This window comes from Ornithinimicrobium cryptoxanthini, from assembly GCF_023923205.1.
GTDB classification, from domain to species: Bacteria; Actinomycetota; Actinomycetes; order Actinomycetales; family Dermatophilaceae; genus Ornithinicoccus; species Ornithinicoccus cryptoxanthini.
In genome coordinates this window covers 1,077,508-1,096,199 of record NZ_CP099490.1, presented here as the reverse complement: position 1 = coordinate 1,096,199, position 18,692 = coordinate 1,077,508, and the positions used below count along the sequence as shown (strand labels likewise).

The following is an 18,692-nucleotide window of genomic DNA, read 5'->3' as shown; positions in this document are numbered from 1 at the left end:
TTGAAAAACGCGGTTGGCCAGCAGTGTCCGGCGGTGCCTACACAGGCATGCCAGCCGGCCCCTCGCCGTCGGCTGGCAACCCTCCACCGTCCGCTCCATGATGGAGAGCGACCGCCGGAGGTGCGCCTTGCTCGATCTGCCCACGCCCACGTCGTTGTGGCACAGCGACACTGAGACCCCTGACCGCACCGGGTCAGCGCCACCCGACAGTGATGTCGTGGTCGTCGGCGCTGGCATCGCGGGGCTGACGACCGCGTGCCTGCTCGCCCGCTCCGGCCAGCGCGTCACCGTCCTGGAGGCGCGTCACGTCGGCGCCGGAGTCACCGGCAACACGACGGCCAAGGTCAGCGCTCAGCACGGGCTGCGCTATGCAGGTCTCGGTCCCGACCGGGCCATGCTGTATGCCGACGCCCAGGTCCGAGCCCTCCGTTGGATCGCCGACGGGGCCGGATCGGGTGAGGCTGGATCGGGTGCTGCCGGGTCGACCGTCCCTGACTGGGGCTTCGAGCGCAAGGACTCCTACGTCTACACGACCCGTCCCGACCGGCGCGAGAAGCTGGCCCGCGAGGCCGAGGCGATGCGGGCAGCCGGGCTGCCGGCCGAGCTGGTCACCGAGGTGGATCTGCCGTTCGAGGTCGACGCCGCCGTGCGTCTGCGTGACCAGGCGCAGTTCCACCCCCAACGCTGGCTGCTGCACCTGGCCTCGCAGATCGAGGCGAGCGGTGGCTCGGTGATCGAGGGGGTGCGGGTCGTCAACGTCCACTCGCGTGACGGCATACCCACCATCGAGACGACCACCGACGGCGGCGAGACGGTCCGCACGATCTCGGCCGGCCACGTGGTGATCGCCACGCACTACCCGATCCTGGACCGGGCGCTGTTCTTCACGCGGCTCGACCAGGTGCGCGACCTGGTGGTCAGCGGTGCGATCACAGGGACCGCCCCGGACGGCATGTTCATCAGCGTCGACGACGGCCACTCGCTGCGCACCCCTCCGGGCGCGACCGATCGCCTCCTCGTGGGCGGCGGCCAGCACCGGCCGGGCGCGCGCTCCGACGAGGACCGTCTCTATGCCGAGCTCGCGGCATGGGGCGTCGAGAACGTCGGCCTGCAGCAGGTGGAGCACCGCTGGTCGGCGCACGACCTGACCACGCCGGACAAGGTGCCGTATGTCGGGCCCTACCTGCCCACCAGCAAGAACCTCTGGGTTGCCACCGGTTTCAACCTGTGGGGCATGACCAACGGGACAGCAGCCGGTCACCTCCTGCACGACCTGATCCTCGGTCAGGCAGACCCGGAGCGCGCGGCGCTGTTCAACCCGCACCGGGTGAGTCTGGAGATGGCGCCCGGGGTGCTGACCGACCAGGTCAAGGTGGGCACCCACCTCGTCGGCGGCGTGGTCCGCGCTGCCCTCACCGGCCACGAGACCTCCGAGCTGGCACCGGGCGAGGGACGGGTCAGCCGGGTGGGAGCGCGGGCGGTTGCGAGCTATCGCGACGACGACGGCACGCTGCACGAGGTGTGCGGTCACTGCACGCACCTGGGCTGCGTCGTGCGCTTCAACGACGCGGAGAAGACTTGGGACTGCCCCTGCCACGGCTCACGGTTTGCCGTCGACGGCACCGTGCTGCAGGGCCCAGCGACCAAGCCCCTGGCGCCACACGAGGAGTGATGACTGGCCTTGGAGCGGGGCAATCCGAGGGTGTGGTCGCAGAACTGGGACTACACGATCCCCCGCGACCTGGTGTGAGTGAGCCTGCGCCCTGGTGCCCATGACTGACACACCACTGGCGAGACCTCGGACGAGCACCCACGCTGGGACGGTGAGCGCCGCGAACCGCACCTTTGCTGACAAACCAACCCTGCGGGGCCAGTTGGTGACCCTGCGCCCGGTGGAGACGGAGGACGTGCCCGTGCTTGCCGGCATACTCCGTGACCCGGAGGTGCGACGGCTGACCGGCAGCGTCCACAGCACCGCCGAGGCCTCGGCCGATGATGAGGAGGAGGCCAGGTTGCGGGAGTGGTATTCCACGCGCAACGACCAGCCCGACCGCCTCGACCTGATGGTGGTGGACCACACCAGCGGCCAGGTTGTGGGCGAGGTCGTGCTCAACCAGTGGGACGAGGGCAGCGCCACCTGCAACTTCCGCACCCTCATCGGCCCGGCCGGACGCGACCGCGGCCTGGGCACCGAGGCGGCGCGACTGCTGATGGACTACGCCTTCACCCACCTGCCACTGCACCGCATCGACCTGGAGGTCTACGCCTTCAACCCGCGGGCCCAGCGCGTCTATGAAAAGGTCGGGTTCGTCGTGGAGGGCCGACGGAGGGAGGCGCTCCAGTTTGACGGTCAGCGAGTCGACGCGATCATCATGGGCCTGCTGCGCAGCGACTGGGACGCCCCGCGCGACCCCATGAGGTCCGAGGTGCCCAGATGACCATCAGAGCGCGGTCACTCTTGACCGCGAGCCGGCGGGCGATCTCCAGGGTGAGCCAGGCGTCCTCACCGTGCCAGGATGCCACCGCTCCCAGGGACGACCAGCACCCGGTCCCACGTCGAGGTGAAGTGCACCGCGATCGTCGGGATGATCTCGGCGGCCGCGCCGACGCCGTCCAGCTCGCTGCCGAAGAACAGGTTGGCGCCGGGCTCGGCCCGTCCCAGCCCCAGGGCCATGAGTGTGGCAGTGGTCTCCTCCGCAAGCTCGGGTGTCCCGTCCGCAAAAGGCTGGGACAGGCGCACGACCCCCTCGCAGTCATAGCCCGGCCATCTCGGCCGCTCGCTCGGCTTCCTCGATCCCTCGGCGTGCGGCGAGGTCGATGAGGAGGTCGACGTGCAACTGGGTCATCTCGACCGTGCCGGACAACTGGGTCATCTCACGCTGCCGTCGGCGCTGTCATGACCGGAGATGAGCGGCATCCCCGGAAACCAACAGGGTGTCCACAGCGGCTGCGACAGCCGGGCTCGGCCACCCTTGACATGATGGTGAGATGACTGTGCTCGAGGCTGTCGAGGCCGACATCACCACCCAGGACGTCGACGCGATCGTCAACGCCGCGAACTCGCAACTGCTGGGCGGCGGCGGGGTGGACGGAGCGATCCACGCGGCGGCCGGTGCGGCGCTCCTGGAGGAGTGCCGCCAGGTGCGCGCGAGCCGGTGGCACGACGGGCTGCCGGTCGGTGAGGCGGTCGCCACCGGCGCGGGTGAGCTGCCCGCGCGCTGGGTGATCCACACGGTCGGACCGAACCGCCACCGCGGCCAGACCGACCCAGCGCTGCTGGCGAGCTGCTTCTCGGGCAGCCTGGACGAGGCGGCGCGGATTGGTGCCCGGTCCGTGGCCTTTCCTGCCATCTCTGCAGGTGTCTATGGATGGGATGCCGACGAGGTAGCCCAGACCGCGGTCTCCACCGTGCGTTCCTGGGTTGCGTCACACCCGGACGAGGTCGATCTGGTGCGGTTCGTGCTCTTTGGCTCTGCGGTGCATCAGGCCTTTGACACGGCCCTCGCCACCTGATCGAGCGGCGCTCCTCGGGTCGCCGGTGCACTGGGCGCTTGAGAAGCCCCCGCCAGCTGATCGGGCGCGTTTCCGCAGGTCAGTGCACTGTCGGTGCCTTGTGGTTGAGTGTTTGGTATGGCGATCACGGGGACTGGGGTGGGAGTCGGGGAAGCGTTCTCCGGCTCGGGTTCCCTGACGCCTGAGATGGTCGAGTTGATGTTCGCGCAGTGGGAGCGGGAGCAGGCCAGCGATGACTGGGAGGCCGCGAGGGACGCGGCTCAGTGGCGCGCGATAGATGAGGCCCGGCCGAGGAGCAGGTGTCAGGGTGGGCGGCTGAGGAGCTGGCGGGAGGGTTGGTTGCTGCGGGGCGGGGTCTGGACCGGGCGGGGGTCGACGCGGATGAGCTGGTGCGGGTCTTTGACGCCTCGATGAGCGAGGGCCTTGAGGCGGTGGGCCGGTTGGAAGCCCAGCTGGCCGGGGTACGGTTCTCGTTGGCGTTCGAGGCCGCGTCGCGGGGGTTGCACACCGCGGTCGGGTTGTCGTTGGTGGACTGGTTGCGGGTGCGGTGCCCGATGCTCTCGAAGCAGGAGGCGTGTCAGGTCCAGGACGTGGTCCGCGCGGCCGGTCACCATTGGGGCGGGCCGTTGGCTGAGGCGGTCCGCACGGGGACCGGGGCGGTGCACCGGGTGGCGAAAGTCGCTAGGACGATGCGCAGGTTGGCGTCCTCGTTGGATGTGGATCAGCAGCAGGACTACGCGAAGATCGCCACCGGCGCGGCGACCAACCCGGGCATCAGTGACCAGGACCTGGATGTGGTGTGCCAGAAGTTGTTGATCGACCTGTTGGATGAGAAGCCGCGCGATGAGGCCAAGGCCACCGCCCAGGAACTGCGGCGGGTGACCTCGCGGCCGCTGGGTCGGGGGATGACCCGGTTCACCGTCGATGCCCCGGAAGGGGATGCGGGGCTCATCGACGGGGTGCTGTGCGGTCCGTTGGCCGCGCCAACACCAGCTGAGGACGGGACACCGGATCCGCGGATGCCGGGGCAGCGGAAGTATGACGCGTTCTGGTTGACGTTCAACCGTGGCACGTCCAACCCTGGTGCCCCACCCTCGTCGGCGCGGGCGTCGGTGATCGTGACGGTCAAGGCGGACCCGGCGACCGGGCGGCCTGAGGGGGCGGCGGTCAGCAGCACCGGTGCGGTGATGGACGCGGCCCAGGCGGGACGGTTGGCGTGTGTGGGGGATGTGACCCCGATTGTCCTGGGCGAGCACGGTCAACCCCTCGCGCTGGGGCGCACGGTGCGGTTAGCGACACCGGGGCAGTTCAAGGCGCTGATGGTCCGTGACGGGCAGTGCACCTACCCGGGGTGTTCGGTGCCCGGGACGTGGTGCGACAGTCATCACCTGATCTGGTGGTGTCGCGGCGGGAGCACCGATCTCGAACTGCTGGTCTTGTTGTGTCCGAGGCATCACACGTTGGTCCACGACCAAGACCTGATGGCCACCGTCAACGGCTCCGTCGTGACCTGGCACGTGTGAGGCCCCTGCCCAACAGCCCGGCCGGTGGCCGGGCCCACAGGCATGTCGCCGTGCCTGCCATTTGCAGTCGAATCCGCAGCGCAACGCAGGGTGAGGGAGCGCTCAGACTGAAACGTATCGATGATTGATCTGATCGAGGCGCAGCGCTGACGCGGTCCTTGTGGAATGTCAGATCGCCTGCCACTATGCCCGTACCAATTGCCAAAGCACCACGTCGTCGTTGAACCGCAGGCCATTCTCTCGGGAGGCATCCGTGCAATATCGATCTGTCATAGCGCTGGCTGGCGTCAGTCTCGTCTTGTCCGGATGTGCTGGATCGGGGGCAGAGGGAGATCTTGCTGCTGCCGCATCGACGGTCACCACAACTCAGACAGTGACGGCACCAGCAGAGACCGTCACCGTCGCGCCAGACGCGGTCACAGTGACGGTCGAGACGACGAACGAAGAGGCTGAGCCACCCAGCCATACGGAGGCCGAGGCCCAGTCTGAGGAGACCGAGTCAGCGGATGACACCACTGCCATCGAACTCCCATCTGACGACCAGCCCTTGGGGCTTGACGACTTCTTCAACCATGCTTCGTCTTGGGAGGAGGGACGGTGGAATGTCGCCAATCGCGCGAACGAACGCGGTGTGTCCATCAATCTCAGCTACGACACCGAGCTCGAGTTGCGGTTGCAGAACCAGTTCACCAGCCTTCGTTTCGACGCCGGCCAAGCCAACGATTCCGCAAGTTCTGAGTGCCTCACCAAGGTCGACATCATGGTTGACGGCGAGGTCAGAGAGACCCGTGAGTTCGGATTTAACATGATCCAAGAGTTCGCGGGGATCGACGTGGCTGATGGCAATGCCGTGAAACTCAAGATCGACAACGCCCGGTGCGCTGCTCGAGTAGTCCTTTCCAGGATTCAGGTTGACTGAGCCACTGGACGACAACGACATCCGGGAGCCAGTCAAGGCAGAGCTCGACCCCAGATGGGCCCAGGAACGGTCCTCTCGTGAGGGCCCCTGGACGAGGGGCGGGACCATCGCCGGCGCAGTGGCGGCGCTGGCCGCAGTAGCGACGCTGGGCTATGCGGTGCTGCAGTCCCAGACTGAAGGACCCGGGGCGTCCCTGCCCACGGGGACGCCCGCGGCCAGTGTGACCGACACGCAGGCAATGCCCACGCATGAGCCCACGCCCACCTCGCCAGCCACTACACCTGCCGCCGTCATCGCCCCCAGCACGACACTGGAGTCAACCGCGGATGGCACTGCACAGGCCGTCGGGGATTGTTTGGACGCCGACACCCGTGCCGTCGACTGCCTGCAGCCCCACACCAGCCAGGTGTTCAGCCTGAGCACGGATTGCCAGCTCGAGGCCCTTCGCGACTTCCTCGGCACGTCGGAGCTGGATGTGATCCGCCCCGATGTGAGCAGCCTGGAGCTCGCAGGCAGCTCAGCCTGCCTGGTCGCCTTCGAGGGGGGCGAGCCGATCACCGGCAGCCTCGAAGGTTCGTTCTCCGAGTCACGCAGTTCCAGCGCCAACCAACTGCGCCACTGCCTCGACGGCGACCTCGATCCGGTGGCTTGCGACGTGCCGCACCATGGTGAGGTTGTCGGCATGGCGGCCGAGGCACAGTCATGTCCCAGCGTCGCGGCCAGCTATCTCGGATGGGAATCGTCGGGGCTGCCCACCGGCCTGGCACTCGAGGCTCGGGGCACCCAGCAACCGGAGTGTCTGATCACCGTCAAGGGTGAAAACGCCCTCACAGACACGCTCCGCGACATCGGCCGGCGCTCGCTGCCCATCGCCGCGCTTGACTGAGGTCTCAGCTAACCCCTGGCGTCACCAGCACCTCGTTGAGCGCCTCCGTGGTCGACGGATGTGTCCAGATCCCGTCACGCAACTGTGCGGCGGTCGTCCCGGTGCGCATCGCGAGTGCCACGAGGTTGACCAGCTCCTGAGCATCGACGGTGTGGAGAGCGGCGCCAAGGATCTCGTCGGTGTCCGCGTCGACGACGAACTTGATCAGCCCGTGGGTCTCCCCCAGCGTCCTGGGCCGGGGCATCGCGGCGATCTCGCCGACGGCCTTGACATGGACGTGGAAAGCCTTGCCAGCCTCGCGGGCCTCGTGCTCGGACAGCCCGACCCGGCCGAGCGGCGGGGTCAGGAAGATGGTCGTCGGCACCGCGATCCGGTCCGCTCGCGAGCGTCTGCCGCTGCCGTTGAGCTGGGAGGTGACGATGCGGTGGTCGTCCAGCGACACATAGGTCTGCTGCGGTCCCCCGTTGACGTCACCGACCGCCCACACGCCCTCAGCGCTGGTGCGGAGCAGGTCATCGACAACCACCTCGCCGCGCTGCCCGACCTCAACTCCCGCCGTGCCAAGTCCGAGTCCCTCGGTGGCCGGCAGGCGACCCACCGCGACGAGCACCGCATCGGCCGTGACGTCACCGACGCCAGTGCGCAACCTCACGCCGTCCGCGGCATCCTCGATGGCGGTCGTCTGCGCCTGGGTGAGAATCCGCACCCCCTGGTCCCCCAGCGCCTGACGCACCGATTCGGCGACATCCTCGTCCTCGATCCGCAGGATTCGCGCGCCGTGCTCCAGGAGCGTGACGTCGCTCCCGAACTGCGCAAACATGCTGGCAAACTCCAGCGCCACCGGCCCTGCCCCGACGATCGCCAGTCGCGCAGGGAAGGGGTCGACGTGCTGGATGCTGGTCGAGTCGTGGACTCGCGGACCATCCGCCCCAGGCACATCGATAGTGCGTGGCACCGCCCCGGTGTTGAGCACCACGGCGTCTGCAGTGATGTCGAGCTCGTCCGACCCACCAGTGACTCGCACCTGCTTGGGGCCGGTGAACTCGGCGCGCCCACCCACGACCAGCCGCACCTGGTCAACGGACTCGAGCATCTCCCGGTTGGCCGCGTTGAGCTTGTCGATCAGGATGTCCCGGCTCTGCACCGCACCCCGGAAGTATGCCGCCGGGTCGTCATCCTCGCGCCGCACATCGGCCTGGTGCACCAATGCCTTGGTCGGCACACAACCGATGTTGATGCAGGTGCCGCCCACCATGTCAGTGGACTGCTCCACCAGGGTGACGCTCCTGCCGGCCCGCCCCATGACCCCCGCCAGTGTCTTGCCGGCCTTGCCCCAACCGATGACCAGGATCTCCGTGTGCAGTGACTCCGTCATACGCTCGACGCTACGCCCACCAGTGCCCTGTCGGACTAGGTTGAGCTCATGCGCAGTGAGCCCCAGGGACGGCTGCAGGTGATCTGCGGTCCGATGTTTGCCGGCAAGTCCGAGGAGCTGCAGCGCCGGGTCCGCCGAGCGCACATCGCCGGGCGGTCCGTGGAGGTCGTCAACCACGCGTGGGACTCCCGGCACGGCACCATCGAGGTGTCCTCGCACGCCGGGCTGAGCATCCCCGCGCACCCGGCCTCGGACGTCGGCTCGATCCTGCAGCTCGTGAACGGTCGGCCGCTCGATCTTCTCGCGATCGATGAGGCGCAGTTCTTCGGCTCCGACCTCATCTTCGCCGTCGATGACCTCGTGCGCGCGGGCACGACGGTCGTCGTCGCCGGACTGTGCGTGACCTTCGACGGCCGCCCGTTCGAACCGCTCGCCTCGCTCATGGCCCTGGCGGAGGACGTCACCAAGCTGACCGCCGTGTGCGCGGTCTGTGGTCTAGATGCGGCGTTCCACCAGCGGATCAGTCCGGACGCGGTCACTGAGGCGACGATCCCCGGGCCGGAGCACGTCGGCGGGCTCGAGACCTATCAGGCCCGCTGTCGCCGCCACTTCGCACCCGGCGCCTAGTCACGCGCCCACCGCCACGGCGTCGTCGTCGCCGGCTTCGGCCCGCCACCACCACGTCCCCCTCGTTGACGCCATCGCCACGGCGTCCCCGTCACCACCCCCATCGCAGCCGAGGCTGCCGGCAGACGACACGCACGCATTTCTAAAGTGCAGATCTCTTGACGTTAGAGGCCCCAAGGTCTAACGTCAAGAGATCTGCTCTATAGAAAGGCAAAGACCATGACCACCTCGCACGCACCAAAGTCCACCGCCTCCTCGACGACTGCGTCCGGCGCCACGCGCCAGCTCCCCACCGCCGGCGCCGACCGCGCCTTCCTCCTGCTCCGCACGGTCTTCGTCATCGCCCCGATTGCCTTCGGGCTGGACAAGTTCCTGGGCCTGCTGACCGACTGGGACGCTTACCTCGCGCCCTGGATCGACAACATCGTGCCGGGCACCACCCACCAGGCGATGCTGATGGTCGGGCTCGTCGAGATCGTCGCGGGCATCGTCGTTGCGATCGCCCCGAGGTATGGCGCGCTGCTGGTCGCCGCCTGGCTCGCCGGCATCATCCTCAACCTGGTCACGATGGGCGACTTCTATGACGTAGCGCTGCGTGACTTCGGGCTGTTCGTCGCGGCCCTGGCCCTCGCGGCTCTCGCCTGGGACCGTCCCGCCAGGGACGCTGCCTGACAGCGCGCGGGCAGGCGCACCGCCTGACCGCACCCTCGCCACTCGTGAGAGCGGCGCCCCGAGGGTCGAGCCCCACGACGCGTCCGACCCTCAGGCGGAGAGCTGCAGCGTGGTGATGCAGGTAGGGCTCTCGTCGTCCGTGGTGAAGTCGACCGAGCCGGTGCGACCCTCGTGCTCGATCTCGATGGTCCCGGCGATGTCACGCGGCAGCCAGAACCCTGCGAACCCGTTGGTGCCGGTCGTCACCTCCTCATCGACCAGGATGTCTCCGCCCGCGTCGGTGATTTTCACCTGGACGGGCTCCTGGGTCAGTTCGCCCTGGCACGTGCCCAGGCTGTGGAAGTAGCACTCATGGGTGGAGTCCACGAACGGGGCGATCGAGACATAGAACTTGTCCTCCGGCAGATCCAGGAGAATCTCCTCGGCACCATCGGTCAGCATCACCTGACCTGGCTTCACCGAGGCCCCCAGAGCCAACGGTCGCGGGTCGGTCGAGGCGTCCAGTGTGTCCACGATCTGCGTGGCGGTCATCCCCTGCAACCCGTGCTCAGCAAGCAGCGCCGACTCAGCGCCTGCGACCTCAGCGGCGGTGTCCCGCGCCGCCGTCTCGTCGGGTTCGGTGCTGCACCCGGCCACGGCGACGAGTGCGAGGGTGGAGGCGGCGAGGACGGCGGACAGACGCATGATTCGTGGCTCCTGCTCAGGCGGTGACGCGGCACCAGTTGCCGCTGGGCACCATCGTCTCACCGCGCAGGCTAATTAACTACACGTAGTAGTAAGAAATAGGTGTGATCTGCGTCGCCTCGCCCCGGGATGAGCGGACCGACACTCACGACCAGTCGCGCGTGTCCACGATCGGCCCGTCACCCTCCGTGAGCGCCTGGACGACCACGACCTCGGCCCGGAAGCGCAGGCCCTCGCGCACCCGCGAACCGATCTCAGCCACCAGCGCATCAGCATCGGCGCCCGGGTCGGCCACAACCTCGCAGCGCAGTGTGTCCTTGTGGTCCTCGCGTCCGATCACGAACCGATAGCCGGCCACACCCCCGATGCCACCCAGCACGGCCGCGACCTGGGTCGGGTGCAGGAACATCCCCTTGACCTTCACCGCCGACCCGGTCCGGCCGAGCACCCCGCGCAGCCGCAGCGACCCGTCCGGCCCGAGCATCCAGCCGGAGAGGTCGCCGGTGCCAAAGCGCACCAGCGGATAGTGCGGCCGCAGCACCGTCACCACGACCTCGCCCTCGGTCTCGTCGGTGATCGGTGCCCCGGTCGCGATGTCACAGACCTGCACGAGCACACCATCAGCGAGCACCAGGCCGGCGCCGTCACCGTTCTCATAGGCCAACAGCCCGGTCTCCCCCGTGCCATAGGCCATCCGCACCGTCGGCACCCGCTCGACCAGCAGTGCACGCAGCGAGTCGGGCAGCGGCTCGGCAGTCACCATCGCCCGGTCCAACCGCCACCTCTCGCGCGGGAGCCCGGCCTCGTCATACCGCTCGACCAGGGCCTTGAGATAGCTGGGCAGGCCGGCGTATGCCGTGATGCCCAGGTCGGCGATCGCGCCCACCTGGAGGTCCTGGTTGCCGATGCCACCAGGCAGCACCCGGGCACCGGCGGCCCGCGCGCCCTCCTCCATCATCGCGCCGGCCGGTGACAGGTGATAGCCGAAGCAGTTGAGGACCGTGTCCCCTTCTCCCACACCGAGATCGGCGAAGACCTGCCCCCAGCGCCAGCTGTCGGCACCGTCCAGCTGCGGCTCATAGAGCGGGCCCGGCGACTGGAAGACGCGCACCACGTCCGCGTCCTGCGCCAACAGCCCGCCAAACGGCGGGTCCGCACGCTGCAGCGCGATGACCGCGTCCTTGGCCAGCACGGGCAGCTCGGACAGGGCAGCGACCGAGGTGACCGCGGCCGGGTCGATCCCCGCCTGCTCGCAGCGTCGGGCCAGTCCCGGGACGGTCGCGGCCTGACCTATCAGGTCCGCAACGGCCTGATCCAGTCTCCGGTCCTGCAGATAGCTCTGCAGCGCAGCGTCGATTGACATGGCCTCTCCTCTTACAACCAGCGCTTGCGCCGCTTGTAGTGCTTGACGTCGCGATAGCTCTTGCGGCCACCCTCTTCGCCGAGGCCGAGATAGAACTCCTTGACGTCCGGGTTCTCCCGCAGCTCGGCCGCAGGTCCCTCCAGGACGATCCGCCCCTGCTCCATGATGTAGCCGTGGTCGGCCACCTCCAGGGCGCGCCGGGCGTTCTGCTCGATGACCAGCACGGTGAGCCCGTGCTCCTCGTTGAGCCGCTTGATGTAGCCGAAGATCTCCTGGACCAGCAGCGGCGCCAGACCGAGCGAGGGCTCGTCGAGCATCAGCAGCTTGGGCCGGGCCATCAGCGCCCGACCGATGGCCAGCATCTGCTGCTCACCGCCGGAGAGATAGCCCGCGACCCGGCTGCGCATGTCGGCCAGCTTGGGGAAGTAGGTGTAGACCAGATCGAGCTGCTCGGCCGAGTCCTTCTGCGTGTAGGCGCCCGCGGTGAGGTTCTCGGCGATGGTGAGGTGCTCGAAGACGTGGCGCCCCTCCATGCACAGGCTCATCCCGAGCTGCACGCGGTCTGGGGCGTCCATCTTGGTGATGTCCTGACCCTGGAACGTGACGCTGCCGTCGGTCACCTCACCGTGCTCACTCGGCAGCAGCCCGGAGACCGCCTTGAGCGTGGTGGACTTGCCGGCGCCGTTCGAGCCGAGCAGGGCCACGATCTTGCCCTCCGGCACCTCCAGGGAGAGGCCGCGCAGCACCAGGATCACATCGTCATAGATGACCTCGACGTTGTTCAGGGCCAGCATGGACCCCGCCCCGGGGGCGGGCGCGCCCGCCCCCGGAGTGGTGGTGTCGGTGTGGCTGGTCACGGCGTGGCGCCAGCCTCGAGCTCGACCATCATGCCGTCCTGGGCCTGATAGATGCCCGTCGAGGTGGAGCCGCGGTGGCTGTCCGCGGAGAACTCGACGGTGCCGTCACCGACGACGCCGCCGGTGTCAACCCCACCCATGGTCTCCAGCGCCTCGCGCAGGTTGGGGCCGGTCATCTCGTTGCCGTCGGCGATCGTGGCAGCCATGCCCTCGGCCATGACGTGCATGACATACCAACCCTGCACCCACGAGGCGCCGACGGTCGCCGGGTCGATGCCCTCGGCCTCGATGTAGTCGTTGATGACGTCGTGACCCTCCTTCTCCGCACTCATCGGGGCGAACGGCTGGATCAGGATGTGTCCTTCGGCGGCCTCGGCCCCGGCGGAGTCGATGAACAGCTCGTTGCCGCACCAGTTGAGGCAGATGATCTTCATGTCCAGGCCCTGGGCCGCGATGTCCTTGGCGACCAGCGCGGCCGGCGAGGCCACGTTCTGGATCACGATGTATTTCGCACCCTGCGACTGCGCCTGCGAGAGCAGGCCGACGTAGTTGGCCTGACCACCGGGCATCGGGTAGGCCTGGTAGCCCAGGTCGTAGCCCTTCTCAGAGACCCAGTCCCCGCCGTCGCCGACCGGGGCCTCACCGAACGGGCTGTCGTGGTGGAAGACCGCGACCTCGCCGCTGCCACCGGAGTCCTCGTTGATCCAGTTGAGCGCAATGCGCATCTGGTCGGAGTATGTCGGGGCGACCACGAAGTTGTAGGGCGCCTCTTCGGGGTCGGTCAGGGGCTCGGCGAAGGAGCCGGACATGAACGGCAGCTCGTCGTTGCCCACGGCACCGGAGAGAGCCTCGGTGTCACCGGTGCCCCAGCCCTGCACGGCGACGACGCCGTCGTTGACGTATTGCTTGTAGAGCGACTCGGCCTGCGGCACCTCGTAGGCGTAGTCGTTGGAGAGCGCCTCGATCTGGCGGCCCTCGATGCCGTCCTCGGCGTTGCGCCACTTGACGTAGGCGAGCATGCCCTGGTTGTAGGGCGTGCCGACGTCGCCGGTCGCGCCGGTCAGGTCGGCGATGATGCCGAGCTTGATCGGCTCGTCGGAGTCGGCGGCGTCGCCGTCTCCACTGTCACCACCGTCTCCACCGCAGGCTGACAGCACGAGAGCGGAGGCGGCGGCCAGGGCCACCGCGGCTGCGCGGGTCTTTCCGAACATGTTGATCTCCTTCATGGATGGTCACTTGCTGTGTCTGAGGTCCCGAGGCCGGCTGGCGCCGGGGTGGTCGCGGGTTAGTAGCGGAACGGCCAGAACCTGAAGTAGTCCTTCATCCGTTGCCAGATGCGGTCCAGCCCTCGTGGTTCGAAGATCAGGAACGCGATGATGATGACGCCGAAGGCGGCATTACGGACGGCCGGGAGCTGGTCGGCCAGGAACGGCATGGAGGACTCCAGTGCGTTCGCCAGCCTGCGGATCAGCTCCGGCAGCAGGGTCATAAAGATGGCTCCGTAGACGGCACCGGCGATGCTGCCGAGTCCGCCGACGATGATCATCGCCAGATAGAGGATCGAGACGTCGAGGGTGAACTTCTCCCACGACACGACCTCGCTGTAGTGCGCCGTGAGCGAACCGGCCAGGCCGACGAAGCCGGACGACACGGCAAACGCGGTCAGCTTGGCGCGGGTGAGGTTGACGCCGATGGCCTCGGCGGCGATGTCCTGGTCGCGCACTGCCATGAAGGACCTGCCCAGGCCGGTGCGGAAGATGTTGCGTGCGGTGATGACGGTGAGCACCGCCAGGATCAGCAGGATCCAGTACCACTGCTGCTCGAAGACCTCACGGCCGCCGACCTTGAAGCCGAGGACCTCGAAGCGCTCGACGTTGATGTAGCCCTTGTCCTCGGTCAACCAGGACCAGCGTCGGATGATGAACTCGATGATCATCTGGCTGGCCAGGGTGGCGATCGCCAGGTAGAGCCCCTTGAGGCGCAGACCGGGCAGTCCGAAGAACACGCCGACGGCTGCGGTGAGCAGCACGGCAAAGATGATCGCCAGCGGGGTCGGCAGGCCGATCCGGTCGGAGAGGATGGCCGAGCTGTAGGCGCCGACTGCCATGAAGCCGCCCTGGCCCAGGGAGATCTGCCCGGTGTAGCCGACCAGGATGTTCAGCCCGACGGCACCGATGACGGCGATCAGGATGGTGTTGGCGATCGAGAGCCAGAAGTTGTCCAGCACGAACGGCACGACTAGCAGGAGCACGGTCATCAGTCCGAGCCGGAAGTACTCAGCCTTGGTGGCCCGCAGGCGCAGCTCGGAGTGGTAGCTCCGGTGATGGATTCCGGTAGCGGTAGCAGCCATCGTCAGCTCACACCCTCTCGATCCGGGTCTCGCCGAAGATGCCGTAAGGACGCACCAGCAGGATCAGGACGAGAGCGATGTAGGGGATGACGGTGGCCAGGCCTGGGTCCCAGTAGCCAGCGGTGAACTGGGTCAGCAGGCCCATCGTCAGCCCGCCGACGATCGTGCCGGGCACCGAGTCCAGGCCGCCGAGGATGACCACGGGGAAGACGAGGAGTCCGAACGAGGCGATGTTCTGGTCGACCGCGGAGATGTCACCGAGCAGCACGCCGGCGATCAGCGCGCTGATCGCGGCGAGCGCCCACGCCATCGCAAAGATGCGGCGCACCGAGATGCCCATCGTCATCGCCGCCTGCTGGTCATCGGCCACGGCGCGCATGGCGATGCCGTGCCGGGACTTGCGGAAGAAGATGGTGAAGGCGGTCAGCACCACTGCAGCGATGACGATGGCCAGCAGCCGGTTGAGCGGGACGGTCGCCCCCAGGAACTCGACCGAGCTGCGCGGCAGGATCGCTGGCTGGCTCTTGGGCGAGGTGCCGTAGAACGCCTGCACCAGCGCCTTGAGCAGCATCGACAACCCGATGGTCACCATGATGATGCTGATCGGGTTCTCCCCGACCATCGGGCGCAGGATCAGCCGCTCCACCAGGACACCGAGGATGGTGGCGACCACCACACCGAAGGCGACGGCCGCGACGAGCGGCAGGCCCAGCACGACGAACGCCGTGTAGAACATGTAGGCCCCGACCAGCAGGAACTCGCCCTGGGCGAAGTTGATCACACCGGTCGCCTTGTAGATCAGCACGAAGCCGAGCGCGGCCAGCGCCAGGATCGAGCCGTCAGCCAGGCCGTAGGCCAACTGGTTGATGAAGTTGCTCAACGCTCCTCCTCCCTCATGCTCAGGTCCTCACTCATCGGCGCCCACTCCAGACGGGTCGACGGCCCCGGCCCTGCGGGATCGTGTAAGCGGTCAGGTCAAAGATCGCCAGGCCCAGGTCGCGCTCCACGGAGGAGCCGTCCTGATAGGTCACCCGGCTGCGGATGTGCACCTTGTCGTCACCGCGGTGCAGCGCCGAGATGATCTCGCCGTAGCGGTCGGCGATGACGTTGCGCCGCACCTTGCGGGTGCGGGTGATCTCGTCGTCGTCGGGGTCGAGCTGCTTGTGCAGCAGGACGAACCGCTGGACCCGGATCGTCTCGGGCAGGTCCTCGTTCGCGCGGGTGATCTCCTCGGCGACGAGGTCATAGACCTCGTCCTTGGCCGCGAGGTCGGTGTAGGTCGTGTAGCTGAGCCGCTCGTGCTCGGCCCACGAACCCACGGTGCCGGGGTCGAGGGTGATCAGTGCCGTCATACCTCCGGCGTCGCCGGGCTCGTCGCTGGGGGCGAAGACCACGGCCTCCTCGACATACGGGCTGAACTTCAGTTTGTTCTCGATGAAGGCGCTGGAGTAGCGGGTGCCGTCGGCGGCGGTGAGCACGTCCTTCTGCCGGTCGATGACGACCAGCTGTCCGGTGGACTCGTCGATGTAGCCGGCGTCACCGGTGTGCAGCCAGCCGTCGGCGTCGACCGCCTCGGCCGTAGCCTCGGGGTTGCGGTGGTAGCCGCGGAAGACCGAGGCCGAGCGCAGCAGGATCTCCCCGTCGTCGGTGATCCGCATGTCGGTGCCCGGGATCGGCGAGCCGACCGTGTTGAAGGCGATGTCGTCGTCACGGTGCACCACGGCGATGCCGCAGATCTCGGTCTGCCCGTAGAGCTGTTTGAGGTTGACGCCGATGGCGTGGAAGAAGCGGAACACGTCCGGCCCCAGCGGCGCACCGCCGGTGTAGCCGCGCTTGATCCGGGCCAGCCCCAGCTGGTCACGCACCGGGCGGGTGGCGACGGCGTCAGCCAGCTTGTGCGTCAGCGCCAGGCCCGGGCCCGGCTTCTTGCCGCTGACCCGCATGGCGGCGACCTTGTCACCGGTGTCGTAGCCCCAGCCGAAGACCTTGCGCTTGAGCCAGCCGGCCTCGTCGATGCGCACCTGGACCTCGGAGAGCATCGACTCCCAGATCCGCGGTGGCGAGAACATCACGTCCGGCCCGATCTCACGCAGGTCGCTGCGCTGGGTGGCGCTGTCCTCGGGGAAGGAGATGGTCACGCCGTTGGACAGCCCGCAGGCAACGGCGAGCATCTGCTCCCCGATCCAGGCGAACGGCAGGAACGAGACGTAGCGGTCCTTGGGGCCGATCGGGTCGATCTCGGTGAGGTGACGACCCATCGTGAGCAGGTTGCGGTGCGACAGCTCACCGAGCTTGGGCTTGGACGTGGTGCCCGACGTGGTGCAGATGACCGCGATGTCCTAGGTCGACCCGGCCTCGACCTGGTCCTCGAACCAGGTCGGCTCGGTGCTTGCGCGCTCCCGTCCCCTCGCCTCCAGGTCGGTGAACTCGAGCAGGACGGCGTCGTCATACTCCTCCAGTCCGTGCGGGTCGTAGTAGACGATCCGCTCGACGAGCAGGGGCTCTCCGCCGGCCGGTGCCTCCTCCGCCAGCAGCCGGAGCAGCTTGTCGACCTGCTCCTGGTCCTCGGCGATGACGACCCGGGCGCGCGAGGTGGTCAGGATGTGGCGCAGCTCCTCGCCGATCGAGGTGGGATAGATGCCGACGACCGCGCAGCCCATGCTCTGGGCCGCGAGCTCGGCGATCAGCCACTCCGGCCGGTTGTCGCCGAGCACGGCGACGATCTCGCCGCGCTCGATCCCCAGGGCGGCCAGCCCGTGGGCGGTCTCCTTGACCCGCTGCGCATAGTTGGCCCAGGTGATCGGCTGCCAGATGCCGTACTGCTTCTCCTGCATCGCCACATCGTCCGGGTGCGCCGCCGCCAGCCCGAGCAGCAGGCGCGGGAACGTGTCGCCCCCAATTTTTGGGGAGGTTTTGTCGGTCTCCCCCGCATTTTTGGGGAGGTTTTGCTGGTGCTCAGCCACGGTCCTCCTCCTCGTCCTCGGCGCCGAGATAGGCCTCGACCACGGCCGGGTCGGCCTTGACCTCGTCGGGGGTGCCGTCGGCGATCTTCGCGCCGAAGTCCAGGACGGTGACCCGGTCGGAGATGTCCATCACGACGTTCATGTCGTGCTCGATGAGGACGACCGTGACGTTGGCCAGCTCGTGCACGTCGAGGACATAGCGGGCCATGTCCTCCTTCTCCTCCGCGTTCATGCCCGCCATCGGCTCGTCGAGCAGCAGGAGCGCCGGCTGCAGGCACAGGGCCCTCCCGAGCTCGACCCGCTTCTGGACGCCGTAGGCCAGGGAGCCGACCGGCTTGTTGCGCACGGCCTGCAGCTGCAGCAGGTCGATGACCTCCTCGACCAGGTGCCGGTGCTCGATCTCCTGCTTGCGCGCGGGGCCGAGCCAGAGCATCGAGGCCAGCACGCTCTTCTTCATGTGGATGTGCCGGCCGAGCATCAGGTTCTCAAGGACGGTCAGGCCGTGGAACAGCTCGATGTTCTGGAACGACCGGGCCACCCCCAACCGCGCGATCTTGTATGGCGGGAGGCTGGTGAGCAGGTGCGTGCGCACCTCTCCCGTGGTCCCGTCGGCGGCCAGCGGGGCCGAGTGCAGCCGGATCTGCCCCTCCTGGGGGTGATAGAGCCCGCTGATGCAGTTGAGCAGTGAGGACTTGCCGGCGCCGTTCGGACCGATGATGGCGTGAACGCTGCCCTCGGTGACGGTGAGCGAGATGTCGCGAAGTGCCTTCACACCGCCGAAGCGCAGGGAGATGTTGTCCACCTCGAGCACTGGCTGGCCGGCCGGCAGATGACTGCCGCGCAGTGAGTGCTGGTAGGCCCTGGTGAGCACTGGCCACTCCTTGGTTTCAACGATGGAACCCTGACGGGAAGTGACTCTACGTTTTCACTATCTGAAAGACAAGTACCTTCACCGGAAAG

19 protein-coding genes are annotated in these 18,692 nt (G+C 67.8%); 8 read left to right on the top strand and 11 right to left on the bottom strand.

Translation table 11 applies throughout. The annotated features are described in order from the left end of the window. The first annotated feature begins 97 nt into the window (after positions 1-97). On the top strand, positions 98-1,672 hold the full coding sequence (locus NF557_RS05175) for an FAD-dependent oxidoreductase (protein WP_252622301.1): 1,575 nt from the start codon (positions 98-100) through the stop codon (positions 1,670-1,672). A gap of 151 nt (positions 1,673-1,823) precedes the next feature. Next, positions 1,824-2,438 (top strand): GNAT family N-acetyltransferase, encoded by a 615-nt coding sequence (locus tag NF557_RS05170; protein ID WP_252622299.1) that lies wholly within the window; start codon positions 1,824-1,826, stop codon positions 2,436-2,438. Between the two features lie 65 nt (positions 2,439-2,503). Here NF557_RS05170 and NF557_RS05165 read toward each other — a convergent pair whose 3' ends face one another. Next, a complete protein-coding gene (locus NF557_RS05165) occupies positions 2,504-2,740 on the bottom strand; it encodes a hypothetical protein (RefSeq protein WP_252622297.1) in 237 nt (78 codons plus the stop codon). Positions 2,741-2,988: 248 nt separating this feature from the next. Between NF557_RS05165 and NF557_RS05160 the strand changes: the two genes are divergently transcribed. The 4 genes from NF557_RS05160 (at position 2,989) to NF557_RS05145 (ending at position 6,841) form a co-directional block, all read left to right on the top strand. Beyond that, positions 2,989-3,513 (top strand): O-acetyl-ADP-ribose deacetylase, encoded by a 525-nt coding sequence (locus tag NF557_RS05160; RefSeq protein ID WP_252622295.1) that lies wholly within the window; start codon positions 2,989-2,991, stop codon positions 3,511-3,513. A 299-nt stretch (positions 3,514-3,812) separates the two neighbouring features. After that, positions 3,813-5,036: an HNH endonuclease signature motif containing protein gene (locus NF557_RS05155; protein ID WP_252622293.1), complete on the top strand. Its 1,224-nt coding sequence runs from the start codon at positions 3,813-3,815 to the stop codon at positions 5,034-5,036. 253 nt (positions 5,037-5,289) lie between these two features. Then, positions 5,290-5,955, top strand: coding sequence for a hypothetical protein (locus NF557_RS05150; RefSeq protein WP_252622291.1), 666 nt, complete (start codon positions 5,290-5,292; stop codon positions 5,953-5,955). Between the two features lie 355 nt (positions 5,956-6,310). Further along, positions 6,311-6,841, top strand: coding sequence for a hypothetical protein (locus tag NF557_RS05145; protein WP_252622289.1), 531 nt, complete (start codon positions 6,311-6,313; stop codon positions 6,839-6,841). Between the two features lie 4 nt (positions 6,842-6,845). Here NF557_RS05145 and NF557_RS05140 read toward each other — a convergent pair whose 3' ends face one another. Then, the gene (locus NF557_RS05140) at positions 6,846-8,216 is read right to left on the bottom strand and encodes an FAD-dependent oxidoreductase (protein ID WP_252622287.1); all 1,371 of its coding nucleotides are present in this window, start codon (positions 8,214-8,216) and stop codon (positions 6,846-6,848) included. Positions 8,217-8,264: 48 nt separating this feature from the next. Here NF557_RS05140 and NF557_RS05135 point away from each other — a divergent pair, with 48 nt between their 5' ends. Both NF557_RS05135 and NF557_RS05130 read left to right on the top strand, forming a co-directional pair. After that, on the top strand, positions 8,265-8,843 hold the full coding sequence (locus NF557_RS05135) for a thymidine kinase (protein WP_252622285.1): 579 nt from the start codon (positions 8,265-8,267) through the stop codon (positions 8,841-8,843). 219 nt (positions 8,844-9,062) lie between these two features. Next, the gene (locus NF557_RS05130) at positions 9,063-9,515 is read left to right on the top strand and encodes a hypothetical protein (protein WP_252622282.1); all 453 of its coding nucleotides are present in this window, start codon (positions 9,063-9,065) and stop codon (positions 9,513-9,515) included. Positions 9,516-9,605: 90 nt separating this feature from the next. On the opposite strand, the gene NF557_RS05125 is transcribed toward NF557_RS05130, so the two are convergent. The 9 genes from NF557_RS05125 to NF557_RS05085 form a co-directional block, all read right to left on the bottom strand. Continuing rightward, entirely contained in the window at positions 9,606-10,199 is a 594-nt protein-coding gene (locus NF557_RS05125; RefSeq protein WP_252622280.1) for a CueP family metal-binding protein, read from the bottom strand. A 145-nt stretch (positions 10,200-10,344) separates the two neighbouring features. Continuing rightward, a complete protein-coding gene (locus tag NF557_RS05120) occupies positions 10,345-11,562 on the bottom strand; it encodes a phenylacetate--CoA ligase family protein (protein ID WP_252622278.1) in 1,218 nt (405 codons plus the stop codon). A gap of 11 nt (positions 11,563-11,573) precedes the next feature. After that, positions 11,574-12,419 (bottom strand): ABC transporter ATP-binding protein, encoded by an 846-nt coding sequence (locus NF557_RS05115; protein ID WP_252622276.1) that lies wholly within the window; start codon positions 12,417-12,419, stop codon positions 11,574-11,576. Beyond that, positions 12,416-13,630, bottom strand: a complete 1,215-nt coding sequence (locus NF557_RS05110; protein WP_252622274.1) for an ABC transporter substrate-binding protein — start codon at positions 13,628-13,630, stop codon at positions 12,416-12,418. Before NF557_RS05110 ends, NF557_RS05115 begins: the two co-directional genes overlap by 4 nt. A gap of 74 nt (positions 13,631-13,704) precedes the next feature. Further along, a complete protein-coding gene (locus tag NF557_RS05105; protein WP_252622273.1) occupies positions 13,705-14,769 on the bottom strand; it encodes a branched-chain amino acid ABC transporter permease in 1,065 nt (354 codons plus the stop codon). Positions 14,770-14,776: 7 nt separating this feature from the next. Beyond that, the gene (locus NF557_RS05100; protein WP_252622271.1) at positions 14,777-15,649 is read right to left on the bottom strand and encodes a branched-chain amino acid ABC transporter permease; all 873 of its coding nucleotides are present in this window, start codon (positions 15,647-15,649) and stop codon (positions 14,777-14,779) included. Between the two features lie 31 nt (positions 15,650-15,680). Continuing rightward, a complete protein-coding gene (locus NF557_RS05095; protein WP_256855735.1) occupies positions 15,681-17,096 on the bottom strand; it encodes an AMP-binding protein in 1,416 nt (471 codons plus the stop codon). Between the two features lie 12 nt (positions 17,097-17,108). Beyond that, complete coding sequence (locus NF557_RS05090; protein WP_252622269.1) at positions 17,109-17,732, bottom strand: AMP-binding protein; 624 nt, start codon at positions 17,730-17,732, stop codon at positions 17,109-17,111. Beyond that, complete coding sequence (locus NF557_RS05085; protein ID WP_252622267.1) at positions 17,725-18,603, bottom strand: ABC transporter ATP-binding protein; 879 nt, start codon at positions 18,601-18,603, stop codon at positions 17,725-17,727. The genes NF557_RS05090 and NF557_RS05085 overlap by 8 nt, the downstream gene beginning before the upstream one ends. Positions 18,604-18,692: the final 89 nt, after the last annotated feature.